This window comes from Flavobacterium polysaccharolyticum (assembly GCF_038739875.1).
GTDB lineage: Bacteria > Bacteroidota > Bacteroidia > Flavobacteriales > Flavobacteriaceae > Flavobacterium > Flavobacterium polysaccharolyticum.
The window spans coordinates 87,306-100,751 of record NZ_JBCGDP010000014.1 but is presented as its reverse complement, the minus strand read 5'-3'; the positions used below and the strand labels follow the sequence as shown (position 1 = coordinate 100,751).

The window sequence follows — 13,446 nt, the reverse complement described above, 5'->3', positions numbered from 1 at the left end:
TATGAATAGCCAATACAAAATCATTTTTTCAATACAGGTTTTTCATGAATATTTTGAAAAAGGTATTTGCAGTTGTATTGCAATTCAACCCAACAAGGCTACAGCAAAAACCATTAATCGATATGGATTTAAAATAAATTGGAATGGAAATACTTTTGAATTTTATAGTAATCTTTATCAAAACATTTCAGATTATTTAAATTATATACAAGCTAATAGCAAAAGGGACTGTTTTGAATTTGATCTAACCTCATCGGATTCCAATTTTACACTATTTACTGAATTACCAACAAATTGGGCAAATCAATTTATTTACTCAAGTTCTAATACGGTCTATGAAAATCAAAAATTAGTTTTAACCGCAGCGAGCATTCCTAGTACAAATTCGGCTATCATTGGTTCTGTAAAAATTTATTTTAAAGATATAATAGCGCTGCTAAGTACAAATAATGAATGTAATTATACCATTAAATATGAATCTAGAGCTACACAATGGAGATATTACATTATCAATAAAAGTGAAATTCCGCTTAATAATCCTGAAATAGTGAGTAAAATTCCTGTTGATTTTGAGCAAGCAATAACTGTGACACTCCAAAATGGCAATAGAGCACTACTCTTTTCATCTGGTAAAAACTTAATGAAAATGAGTGAAATAGCAAAATACCAATTTGATTTGGTAGATAGATCAACTATTAGTAATCAAAAAGGAAAAACAATCTTTAAAGGTTTACCAAACCCTAGCCCAAAGAACATTGGTATTGAGGAAGAAAACAAAGAAAAAATAGTTACATCCTCCATGTATGTGTATATATAATTAATTAATTAATAAAATAAATATGAAAAACCATGATTGAGTCTAACATTAAATCACCAGGTGTCTACATCAATGAATTAAATGCTTTTCCTAATTCAGTAGTCCCTGTTGCAACCGCAGTACCCGCCTTTATTGGCTATACTCCCACAGCATCGTATGAAGGAAAATCATACACAAATGTGGCGCAAAAGATCACTTCTTTTGCCGAATTTCAGGCTATTTATTGTTTTCCGGATCCTGCTCCTCCTGCAAGTCCTGCCAAACAATATGCTCCAGAATATTATATGGTAAAACAAAAAAGTCAGCCAACAAAAGGTGATTATATGCTTATAGACAATGCATATTACTCTATTGTTCCAGACCCAAATACTATCTATTATTTGTACAATAGTATCAAATTGTTTTATGAAAACGGTGGTGGTGATGCCTACATTGTATCTGTAGGTCCTTATGGTGCCCCTTCAAAAAACCCAATGAATCCTGGAGACCAAATTATAAATCCAAATGTACAATTAGCTGATTTACAAAATGGTTTATCCTTACTCTTAAATGAACAAGAACCTACCATGTATATCTGTCCAGAAGCAACACTACTTTCTGTAGATAACAATGGTACCTTGATGCAACAAATGTTATTGCAATGCACCCAAACGCAAACAGCTGTTGCTATTTTCGACATTATAGGAGGACGCAATCCAGACCCTATCATGTATCCAAACGATATTGAGACGTTTAGAAACAATACAGGTTCACAAGGTTTAAATTACGGAGCAGCTTATTATCCTTTTATAGGAACAACAATAATGCAAAATCAGGATATAGACTATACTAATTTATTTGGTGGTGATACAAAACAGCTTGAAGCATTATTGAATCCTGCAGATAATCCAAACCCAAGTGTGGCAAGCATTATGACCAACATCAACAATCCATCTTCCGGGCTTAGTGTGACGCAAAATAACAATGCTTTAATAAATGCCAGCAAAACCTATAGCCTTATGATTAAGCATATCTTGTTTGATGCTAATATTTTACCTCCAAGCGGTGGAATGGCTGGAGTTATTGCTACAACAGATAATCAAGAAGGAGTTTGGCAAGCTCCAGCAAACACTTCTATAGTGGGAGTCTCATCTCTACCTATTCGTTTATCGGAAACACAACAAGGTAGTCTAAATGTAGATGCTGTTTCTGGAAAATCAATTAATGCCATTCGCTTTTTCAATGGTCTGGGAATTTTAATTTGGGGAGCCAGAACTTTAGATGGAAATAGTCAGGACTGGAGATATCTTCCGGTTAGGAGAACAATGACCTTTTTAGAGCAATCCTGTAAACTAGCGGCTAATGCTTATGTTTTTGAACCAAATGATAAAAACACCTGGGAAGCAGTAAAAGCAATGATTGGAAGCTTTTTAACATCTATTTGGAAAGAAGGTGGACTCCAAGGTGCATCAGCTTCAGACGCTTTTTCTGTTGCTTGTGGGTTAGGTACTACTATGACTTCAGAAGATATTTTAAATGGATTTATGAAAGTAACTATCAAAGTAGCTATAGTTCGACCAGCTGAATTTATAGTACTAACTTTTCAACAACAAATGGCTACTTCTAGCTAGACAAATAAACACATAAATAAAAATTTTAATCAATCTAAAAAATAAAATATTATGGCAGCAGATGACGGAAGCGTAGAAGGCGCAACATGGCCCATGCCAAAGTTCCGATTTGAAGTAGATTTAGGAACTGAATTAACAAAAGTAGCATTCCAGGAAGTATCCGGAATGGATGTAGAAAATCAAATCATTGAATATCGAAAAAGTAATAGCCCGCTTTTTTCAACAGAAAAAATGCCAGGCATTACAAAGTACGGAAACGTTACTATGAAACGAGGCGTTTTTGTTAACGACAATAGCTTTTGGGATTGGCATGCACAAATAACGATGAACACTATCAAAAGACGAACTGTTATTATTCGTTTATTGGATGAAAAAGGTGGAACAACTATGCAATGGCAATTAAACAATGCCTGGCCTACCAAAATTACAAGTACCGATTTAAAATCTGATGGTAATGAAGTAGCGGTAGATACAATAGAAATTGCACACGAACAATTGGTAATTACTAATGGCAAATAATTATCCAGTAGGTTTTTACTTCGAACTCTCTTTTAAGGGTGAAGATGCTGCGTTCAAAGAAGTATCAGGCATCTCAAAAGAGTTGAGTATGGAAGAGGTAGTATGCGGTGGGGAGAATCGATTTAAATATCGTCTCCCTACTATTACCACTAGTCAAAACCTAGTACTCAAAAGAGCACTCATACCGGAAGGTTCTAAATTAATTGACTGGTGTGCAAGTACCTTAGACGAAGGTCTGGCTAATGCCATAACTACACACGATGTTTCGGTAAGTTTGTTTAATCCTGATGGCTCCATTTCGGTAATGTGGACATTTTACAATGCATATCCCGTAAAATATTCTGTTTCCGATTTAAAGTCACAAGAAAACGAACTTGTAATAGAATCTATCGAATTAGCCTATACCTATTTTGTCATAACACCCGACACCTCAATTGCCGATTTATTTGCTTAGCATATGCCAATAGAAATCAGAGAATTAATTATAAAAACTGAAATATCATCAAGAGATAATTTCAAAGACAGCAATGCTAAAGAAGCAGAAATTCAATTATTAAAAAAACAATTACTTGAAGAATGCAAAAGAATGATTGCAGAACGAACAAAAAAAAACAGCTATAAAAGATAAATACAAACACTATGGGGGCGAGTTTAGAATTAATGAAAATAACAGGATATACAGACGAAAATTTTCAACAGGCTTTCCCAGGTCAACCCTATACTGTTATGATTAATCCAGAGACAATAAAATGGCAGAGAGGTATTGAATATAATGAACAACAAGCACCCAATACCAGCGCTCCTTCTCAAAAATACAAAAGCACTCCGGTAGAAAAATTAAACTTTGATATCGTAATAGATTGTACCGGAATCGTAGACTCTAAACGAGTAGATATGAATCAGGAAATTAGTTCTTTAGAAAGCATCATTTACACTTATAATGGTAAAATTCACCGACCTAATTTTGTAAAAGTACAGTGGGGCAAAAGTCTTGTTTTTAAAGGTGTTTTAAAGTCTATGGACACCTCATATACCTTGTTTAAACCCGACGGTAGTCCCTTAAGAGCCAAGTTATCATTAGGCTTTTCAGAGTATATTTCACCACAAAGTGTAGAGGAATTAGATGCTAAAAAATCACCCGATATTACCCACTTGATAAGTGTAGTAGAGGGAAATACACTCCTGCAGCTATGTGAACAAACCTGGAATGATGATTCCTATTATATACAAGTAGCACAATATAATGAGCTAAATAAATTTAGAAACCTAAAAGGAGGACAAAAATTAATATTTCCCCCAATAATTCAACCCGTATAAATGGCAACTCAAACAGAAATTGCGTCTGGAAACACCGCAACATTTACTATAAAAATTAATGGTACATCAATTCCTAGTGAATTGAATGTGCTGTCTGTACATATAAATAAAGCTGTAAATAGAATTGCAATTGCAAAAATAACCATCCTTGATGGAGAAGCCAGTACCGGAACGTTTGATGCCAGTTCGTCCTCAACTTTTGTTCCAGGTGAGAAAATAAGCATTGAATGTGGTTATGACTCTAAAAATGAAATTGTTTTTCAGGGAATCATCACAAGCCAGTCCATTCGTATTGATGAGATTGTAGGCTCAGCACTAGAAGTAGAATGCAGAGATGAAGCAATAAAAATGATTGTAGGCAGAAAAAGTCTAACCTTTAGTAAACAGAAAGATAGCGATATCATATCTTCAATCATTGGAACTTATTCGGGTTTAACGGCAAAAGTCACAGCAACTACTACCAGCTGGCCTGAACAAGTACAATACTATGTGAGCGATTGGGATTATATTATGGCTCGCGCCGAAAGCAATGGAATGCTAATTACCACCCTTAACGGAACTGTTACTGTAGCTCCTCCTGATGCAAATACCAGTCCTGTTTTAAATGTATCCTACGGAAATGGTTTGATGCAATTTAATGCTACAATGAATGCTATTACACAATTAGACACTGTAAAAGCGAGCAGCTGGGATTATAAAAATCAGGCTATTGCATCAATGCAATCCACTAATAATGTAGCAGGACCTGGCAATATCTCGTCCAAAAAACTTTCTGAAGTGGTGGGTTTATCGGAATATCAAATACAGACCACTGCCCCACTTGAAAATGCCGATTTGACAAATTGGGCAAAAGCACAACTCATAAAAAGTGAGTATTCTAAAATTCAAGGAGAAGCAAAATTTCAGGGTACTAATTTAGTCAATCCTGGCAATTATATCACTTTAACCGGACTTGGTGATCGCTTTAATGGAGATCATTTTATTTCTAGTGTTACTCATGATTTATCCGAAGGAAACTGGATAACCGAAATAAGCATTGGTCTTTCTCCACTTTGGTTTACAGAAGAACCCGATGTTATGGCTCCTTCTGCCTCTGGTTTATTGCCTGGCGCAAGAGGCATTTTTAATGGAACTGTAAAAAAAATAGACAGCGATCCCGATTCACAATACCGAATATTAGTAACTGTTCCGTTATTTGACACTAATGGAGAAGGTATTTGGGCCCGCCTATCTAATTTTTATTCTACAAATGGTGCCGGTGTTTTCTTTTTACCCGAAGTAGGTGATGAAGTCATCATTGGTTTTTTAAACGAAGATCCTCGTTACCCAATTATTTTAGGAAGTGTTTACAGTAGTTCTAATTTAAAACCTTACGAAGGCTTAACTCCTAATGAGAAGAATAGTATTAAAGCCATTGTCTCAAAATCTAAAATTGCGATTGAATTTGATGATGAAAATGTAGTCTGGACGCTGAGCACTCCCAATAAAAACACCATAATTGTTAGCGATAAAGACAAACAAATTACGATTAAAGATCAAAACGATAATAGTGTAGTGATGTCTAGTAGCGGGATTACCATTAAAAGTGCAAAAGACATAAACATTGAAGCTACTCAAAATGTCAATATCAAAGGAAATCAAGGTGTTAGTATCGCTTCGTCTGGAGGTGATGTTGCCATAAGTGGATTAAATATAAAAGAAACAGCACAAAGCCAGTATTCAGCAAAAGGAAATTTAAACGCCGAAGTACAAGGTGGTGCACAATTAGTCCTAAAAGGGGCTATGGTAATGATAAATTAGAAGTTGACTTTAAAATTTTACAATCCAAATAAAAAAGATATGCCACCAGCAGCAAGAATAACCGATTTTCATCAATGTCCAATGCAAACACCTGCATTTCCATCTCCTATTCCACATGTAGGAGGCCCAATAATTGGCCCCGGAGAGCCTACTGTTTTAATTTGCAAATTACCCGCAGCAAGAGTTGGTGATACGCTTGTGTGTGTAGGGCCTCCGGATTCTATTATAAAAGGTTCATCAACTGTAATGATTGGTGGCATGCCTGCTGCAAGAATGGGGGACTCAACTGCACATGGAGGAAGCATTGTATTAGGAGCTTTAAATGTAATAATAGGTGGATAATAGCAATTTTATAACTAAAGAAGAGAATCATTTTTTAGGTTCTGGATGGTCCTTTCCTGTTACTTTTTCAGCAGGAAATCACCAGTTGAATCTCTCTGGCTATGAACAAAATGTGAACGAGTCAATTAGAATTATTCTTCTAACAAATACTGGAGAACGTAATTTAAATTCAAGATTTGGATCAGGACTTCAACAGTTTTTTTTTAGAAAAATGGATGAGACATTAAAGGGAGAAATTGCAGATGTAGTTCGTTTTTCCCTATTACATAACGAACCCAGAATAAGCATACTCGATATTACAGTTGCTTTTGCTTCTATTTTATCCGGATTAATCGAAATACGAATTGTATATGTTTTCAATCAAACCAATACAAGACACAATTATGTTTTTCCTTTTTACATAAAAGAAGGAACCAATTTAGGGAGCAGATAAATGAATACATTGAATCAAAATACTATTTTAACCTCGGTCGAAGCGGCATTGGTTCCATCATCAAATTTAATTGATGGGAGAACCGAGAGCGACTGGCTAAGTTTTATAGCAGATTTTGCTTCACTTATTAATTTTTATGATGCCAACAATCAAATAAACGGAAACTGGACTCCTTTTTTACTAAAAGACCCTATCATTATTGTGGCTTCTATTGCAAAGACAAATGTCACAAAACAGCACTCTCTTTTCCTAAACTGCTGCTTGCATATAGAATCATTACTTAAAGATGAAAACAATACCAAAATAAGCGAATTAATTCATTCATTGTTTGAACAAATATTTCAATTGTTTCTAAAACTAGAACATTGGATACAATTTTTATTAAAAACCAATCAGGAATTTAGTCTCAAAAAATATCTATTTTACCAGGTAGAACACATTTATAGTGCTCAATTTTGGGCTTTATTATCACTTCGCTGCCAATTAATTTTGAATAAAATTATAACAAAAGTAGAAAGTGTTGACTTATCTGTTTTTCAAAATGCAGATGCAACAATTTGGCAACTAAATAAAGACAAAAAACCATATTGGGAAATACTTGATTTAGAGGACACTTTTGTTAAAAACAAAGTTCTTGACTTTATTCATGCCTTAAAAAATACTGGTAATCAACTATTTACTTTCATTACTACAATTACACAGCATGCCAAAGCTTCTTTTGAAAAATTAAAAGAAACCAGAAGTCCTTTTCCTGATACTATTTTGATACGCACTTTTATTCAATTGTTGATGCATCATCGCCAACAGTTAAATGAAATTTCTCAAAAACATTTGGATTTTTATTACACTGACATTCTAAAACAGTATATAAAAAATGCACTCCCTGATAGCGTATTTATAGCCCTGAATTTAAGTAAAAAAAACAGTGCTTTCCTTTTACCAAAAGAGAGTTCATTTGATGCTGGCCTTGATGCTAATAAAAATCCTATTATTTTTTCTTCAAATGAGAATGTGTCTTTAAATCCTGCCACAATAGTATGTGCAAAAACATTAGCGGTAACAACTATAGAAAACACTTCGTCTAAACTTTATTTACAAAATATAGTTACTCCCTCTCAATTACAAAAGGACGAAACTGGAAAAATAGAAGGTTGGTCTATTTTTGGTAATAACCAATCTCCTGATGCCACGAATGTTTCTCTAGGCATTGCTTTTGCTTCTCCATTACTATATGCAAAAGAAGGTAATAGAATAATTCAAGTAACGATCACTTTTAATGAAGCAACCGCTTTTCAATTTTTGAATACAGATAACTTTTATCTAAGTACCAAAGAAAATTGGCTTAACGTACCCGTTTCTATTCAAGAGAGTAATAGTATTAATTCATCACTAACTTTAAACATCACGTTAGATACTACACAACCAGCCATTGAAACATTTACAAAAAATCCTGACGGTTATGATTCAAAATGGCCTTTATTAAAAATTGTATTCGATAGTTATACAAATAATGTTTCAATACCCATTATCAATGCAATTGAATTTAAAGTAACCGTTCAAAATAATAATTCTCTTCAATTGTACAATGATTTTGGTGCTTTAGATCCTAAAAAGCCTTTTGAATTGTTTGGACCAACTCCAACGATTAATAGTAGTTTTATAATTGGCAGCAACGAAATATTTAGTAAGCCCTTGCAATCGCTTGCAATTGATTTAACCTGGGATACTTTGCCTAAAAGTTTTCAAACCTATTACCAAGAATACAATACTTATCTTTCCAGCATTCCTTTAACTCAAAACCAATTGGTTCCAAACACTTCAAAATCGAATGGAATCATTAAAAAAATAGAAAAAATAATAAAAGAAGTTGCAAAAATTACCATCGGAATTATAAAAAAGCTGTTAAATACTATCATTGAACTATTGAAAGAAATAGTACAATTGCTAAAAGATATTTTGGGCATCGTAGATCCAAATGCTACAACCCCTTTTAATAATACCTGTTTTACAGTTGATTTTGAAATACTGAATAATTCAACCTGGAAAAATTTCAACATGATGAACCAAGGAATATCTGTTGACCAAGAGGATAATATTAAACCTGTTCCTTATTGCGTAAACGAATATTGTGTGCCACAAGCAGATAGTACGGCTAATTTATTATTCAGTACGGACAGTGAAGCAAAAAAATGCGAACTAACTACTAAAAGTTTCTTTAGCTATTCTGCATCAAATGCCTGTACAACTCAAGTTTCATCTGACCCAAACATATCTCAAACAACAGAAGTCCTTACTACTTCTGAAACAGAAACAACTACTATTGCTATTGATCCAAATATTCAAAATTCAGAATTATTTTTTACAGAAAAAAGTGATTCCGGGTTCTTAAAAATGGCATTGTCAGGTCCAAATCCTTATGGTTTTGGCTTTGAAATATATCCGGAAATTGTAGCCAATACAGCTTTACAAAATGCGCTTCAAATTTCAAAAACATTTACTGATTCAAAAAAAATAGCAGCTCAACCCAAGCTCCCTTTTTCACCAAAACTAAAAACAATAACGGCTAATTATTGTGCTCTACAAAAATATGACTTAACTCAAACAAATGATTTTCCCCTGCAATGCTATACGTATGCTCCATTTATTAATTACTTAACTTATGATTCGGCAACCACAGTTCCTGTTTTCAATTACAACGTTGGCGATAACAATATAAACAGTTCCCAAATAGCAACAGGAATTCCTGTAATCCCTGATTTGCATAATTACAAAGGTTTTTTATATATTGAATTAGAAGAAATTATTGCTCCAAATGTTATCAATTTCTATGTAGAATTGGGCAGAAAAGAAGGCAATATACCAACGGATACAAAGCCCGACTATTATTATTTGAGTTCTTCTGGTTGGCAACTCTTGCCGTTACTTTCAGACAGTACAAATAACTTGAGCTGTTCAGGCATTCTTGCTTTTAATTTCCCTAAAGATATAAGTAATAAGACCCATTTAATGAATAGCAAAAACTATTGGATTTGTTTAGCTACCAAAAGTGAGATTGCTAATTATCCAGAAATTACTTTTTTAAAAACAAATGGTGTATTATTAACTCGTTCTGGAAGTGAATATTTAGTAAATACAAGCGAACCAAAAATCGATAGTGACAGCATTAGTAAATCTCAAAATGCCATCCCAGAAATTGCCAATATTGTACAGCCTTTTGCATCATTTGGTGGAAAAGCAATGGAAAATAACAATAGTAAAAATAAAAGAGTCAGCAACAGATTAAAAACAAAAGATAGAGTTGTAAATCTAATGGATTATTATAGTACTATCCAACAAGAGTTCAACGACATTTATTATTCCAAAGCAATTTATGGCAATAAAACAATTAGTGTGTATGTGATAAAAAAAGTCATTAATATCAATGACTATAATGCTTTTGCTCCAATGATTAGCATTTGTGAGGAAGAAAAAATACAACATTACCTTAGCGAGAGAACCTCAGCATTTACAACAGTTACCGTTGTTAACTTTTCATTCTTAACCGTTACCATAAACACCTCAATAACAATTAATTCTGACTATGAATTTGAAGGTGTGCAAAAAACAGTAAATACCGCATTAAAATTATTTTTATCGCCTTGGATTGCTACAAAGAGTCCACAAATTACAATCGGAGAAAATCTAAAGGCTAATGATGTAATTCAATTTATTAAAACTATAGAAGGGGTTAGTAATGTAAGTAATACATTAAGTTTCAACACCAGTCAACTTTCTAAAACTGGAGATTTTATTGTACAAACAGACCTTAGCGAAATACAATTGGATCAAAATACAGAATTAATAATCGGTTCCAATATAAATCATATTATTAATGAAAGAGATTAATTACATAATAGATCAACCGCTTCCGATTACTCAGGATTTCAACTCTTTGAAAGAGGAAGGACTTGCTCATATTCAAAAAGTAAGCGGAAACGAATGGACCAACCTAAATCCAAGTGATCCAGGTGTTACTATACTGGATCAACTATGTTATGCATTAACGGAATTAGGCTATTGCAATGATTTTCCAATACAAGATATCCTAACCAATTCAGATGATAAACTGATTTTAAAGGATCAGTTTTATTTACCCGAAGAAATATTAACGACTTCTCCACTCACGGCAAAAGACTATATCAAATATATTGTAGATGAAGTGAGCGAAGTTGATAATGTAGTGCTAGTACCAATACAAAGTACGCTATCTTATATAAAAGGTGTTTACATGCTTTATTTATCAATCGATCCTAAAGTAGATAATCCAACTTCTATTACAACTATCTGCAATACCGTTTTCTATAGATTAAATAAACGTAGAAATATAGGGGAATTATTTCTAATACCTTTACCATTAAAAAAAACAACTTACATTTTAAACGGAAAGCTAGAAATTAGTAATGACGTTGCACTTTCAAAAATACTTTCATTAATAGAAAGCCAAATAAACAATTACATTTTTCCAAAAGTAATTCGTGAAAATGATGATCAATTTCTACTTGATGGCAAAAGCACCGATGCCATCTATAATGGTCCAGAGTTGAGAAATGGATGGATAAGTGATGCTAATTTAGGCAAAAAGAAAGATTACATAACTAGTCAGAATCTCATTACTATTATTGGGTCGGTTGAGGGAGTAATCAATATTCAAGATCTTCAAATTAATGGTGTAAAGAGCGGTGATTTTGTAACTTCAGCGACTAATGAATTACTCTCTTTCGATTTGGGTTCATTAGAAATTATTTATACTAATGTCAAAAATAATAGTTTAACTACTTCATACGAATCGCTATCAAAAACTGATACTTCATTTGCCAATTTGATAAATAAAGGATCTAAACTCCCTAAGGGAAAATTCCGAGATATTAATTCCTATTATTCGATACAAAATACCTTTCCAGAGATATATGCAGTAGGTGAAAACGCGATTAATTCTAACGCAAGTGATTTTCAAATAGCACAATCTCGTCAATTAAAAGGTTACCTTACTCTGTTTGATCAAGTATTAGCGAATCAGTTTTCACAATTAGCCAATGTACCTCAACTATTCTCATTCAAAAACGGTATAACCGGTACACCTTCTGAATTAAAAAACTTTTATGTTTCTAAAACACCATATGAAAAAGAGCATCTTGCATATCCTGCACCTTATTTGAGTTTCTCCCCTACTTATTTTTATCAGTCTTTATATACTATTCCCAATATAAAACCATTGCTTAAAAATAATGATACTTTCAATTTCAGTCTAGAAGCCAGGGCTAAAAGTGTCGCGGAAGAAATAAGCTGGAACAAATTCAAAGATGATCCATACAATTCTTACATAAGAGGCTTACAAAATCTTATTGAAGACGAAACTATCAATCTGAACAGGAGAAATGAAATGTTAGATCATCTACTAGCAAGACATGGAGAATCTCCATTATTGATAAATACAGTGATTGAAGGCTCTGTCTATACAGGAAATAGTGCTAAAGATAAAATCATTATCAAAAGTTTGTACCTTCAAAATTTAGGATTGCTTTCTTATAATAGATTTAAAGGATATAATTATCTGGGGGCAAAAAAAATTGAAGAAATAAAACTAGCATTACCTTTAAATATAGAGCAATTATTAATAGATGTTGCTTCTGTTCGTTTTTATTTAGAATCTGAAAAAGATAGCACTATTCCAAAAAATGAAAAGTTTGAAAATGATTTCATATTTAATACCAATAAAGTCGATCAAATTGAAAAAATAAGAAAACAAGATTTTATTAATTATGCGGCGCTAGAATTACAACTCAACATTTTATTGAGTTTGAAAACACCTTATATTAATTACCTGGAAAACCTATTAAATAATTTAGAAGAAAAAAAATGCGCTCTTTGTGAAAACACGCTACAGCAAACTGAAAAATGTCAGGATTGTAAGAATCAGTTAGAACAAATTCAGCAATGTTTATGGTTTTTAAAAGAACGCAAAGGATTGGTTTGCATTGAAAATTGCTTATTATATCCATTTGATCATACCATAGTAATCACACCATCTATTGAAAAGGGACCTTATTATAAATTGAAGGATTCCCTATGCTATGCTGAGACCATAGCTTTGTACACTTTACTAGAAAACGCTAATGCAATTACCATAGACACTAATTCAGACTCTGGTGAAATTGTTCTTACTATAGATACTATTACTTATGAACTTCTTTCAACAACGCAAACAACAAGTATAAACTGGAAACAGACTGCTACTATTGCATCTGATTATTTTTTTGGAATGAATTTCGAAAATAGCCCTGAAAACTCAGAATGCATAGAAACTATAACTTTACTTTTTCCTGATTACATCCCTTATTTCAACACCGATTATTTTAAGAATCGATTGGATACATTTTTGGAAAACACCTTGCCAATTGAAGTTTCCTACAGCTATCGTTTTGTAAATCAAGAAACTTTAAACAGCTTCATTCCGGCCTATACTGATTGGTACAACAATTTAATATATAACAATTCAGCCTATAAAAAAACTACCGACACCGCTACTGCATTGTTTAACATTATAAATAATATACCTAAAATGTAATTTT

Annotated in this window: 11 protein-coding genes; all 11 read left to right on the top strand. The window is 33.0% G+C overall.

The window, feature by feature from the left end; genetic code table 11:
- Position 1 precedes the first annotated feature (1 nt).
- From WFZ86_RS14190 to WFZ86_RS14140, 11 genes are read left to right on the top strand one after another with little or no spacing between them, the layout of a single operon-like run.
- Entirely contained in the window at positions 2 to 817 is an 816-nt protein-coding gene (locus WFZ86_RS14190; RefSeq protein WP_342692538.1) for a hypothetical protein, read from the top strand.
- Positions 818 to 849: 32 nt separating this feature from the next.
- The gene (locus WFZ86_RS14185; protein WP_165834856.1) at positions 850 to 2,427 is read left to right on the top strand and encodes a phage tail sheath family protein; all 1,578 of its coding nucleotides are present in this window, start codon (positions 850 to 852) and stop codon (positions 2,425 to 2,427) included.
- A gap of 51 nt (positions 2,428 to 2,478) precedes the next feature.
- Entirely contained in the window at positions 2,479 to 2,946 is a 468-nt protein-coding gene (locus tag WFZ86_RS14180; RefSeq protein ID WP_110305362.1) for a phage tail protein, read from the top strand.
- Positions 2,936 to 3,400 (top strand): phage tail protein, encoded by a 465-nt coding sequence (locus WFZ86_RS14175; protein ID WP_110305363.1) that lies wholly within the window; start codon positions 2,936 to 2,938, stop codon positions 3,398 to 3,400. Before WFZ86_RS14180 ends, WFZ86_RS14175 begins: the two co-directional genes overlap by 11 nt.
- A 3-nt stretch (positions 3,401 to 3,403) precedes the next feature.
- Entirely contained in the window at positions 3,404 to 3,574 is a 171-nt protein-coding gene (locus WFZ86_RS14170) for a DUF5908 family protein (protein ID WP_165834858.1), read from the top strand.
- A gap of 11 nt (positions 3,575 to 3,585) precedes the next feature.
- Positions 3,586 to 4,263, top strand: coding sequence for a CIS tube protein (locus WFZ86_RS14165; RefSeq protein WP_342692537.1), 678 nt, complete (start codon positions 3,586 to 3,588; stop codon positions 4,261 to 4,263).
- Complete coding sequence (vgrG, locus tag WFZ86_RS14160) at positions 4,264 to 6,063, top strand: type VI secretion system tip protein VgrG (protein WP_342692536.1); 1,800 nt, start codon at positions 4,264 to 4,266, stop codon at positions 6,061 to 6,063.
- Between the two features lie 39 nt (positions 6,064 to 6,102).
- On the top strand, positions 6,103 to 6,405 hold the full coding sequence (locus WFZ86_RS14155; protein WP_110305365.1) for a PAAR domain-containing protein: 303 nt from the start codon (positions 6,103 to 6,105) through the stop codon (positions 6,403 to 6,405).
- Complete coding sequence (locus tag WFZ86_RS14150; RefSeq protein ID WP_110305366.1) at positions 6,398 to 6,838, top strand: GPW/gp25 family protein; 441 nt, start codon at positions 6,398 to 6,400, stop codon at positions 6,836 to 6,838. The genes WFZ86_RS14155 and WFZ86_RS14150 overlap by 8 nt, the downstream gene beginning before the upstream one ends.
- Positions 6,839 to 10,723, top strand: coding sequence for a hypothetical protein (locus WFZ86_RS14145; protein ID WP_342692535.1), 3,885 nt, complete (start codon positions 6,839 to 6,841; stop codon positions 10,721 to 10,723).
- A complete protein-coding gene (locus WFZ86_RS14140) occupies positions 10,710 to 13,442 on the top strand; it encodes a hypothetical protein (protein WP_342692534.1) in 2,733 nt (910 codons plus the stop codon). Before WFZ86_RS14145 ends, WFZ86_RS14140 begins: the two co-directional genes overlap by 14 nt.
- Positions 13,443 to 13,446: the final 4 nt, after the last annotated feature.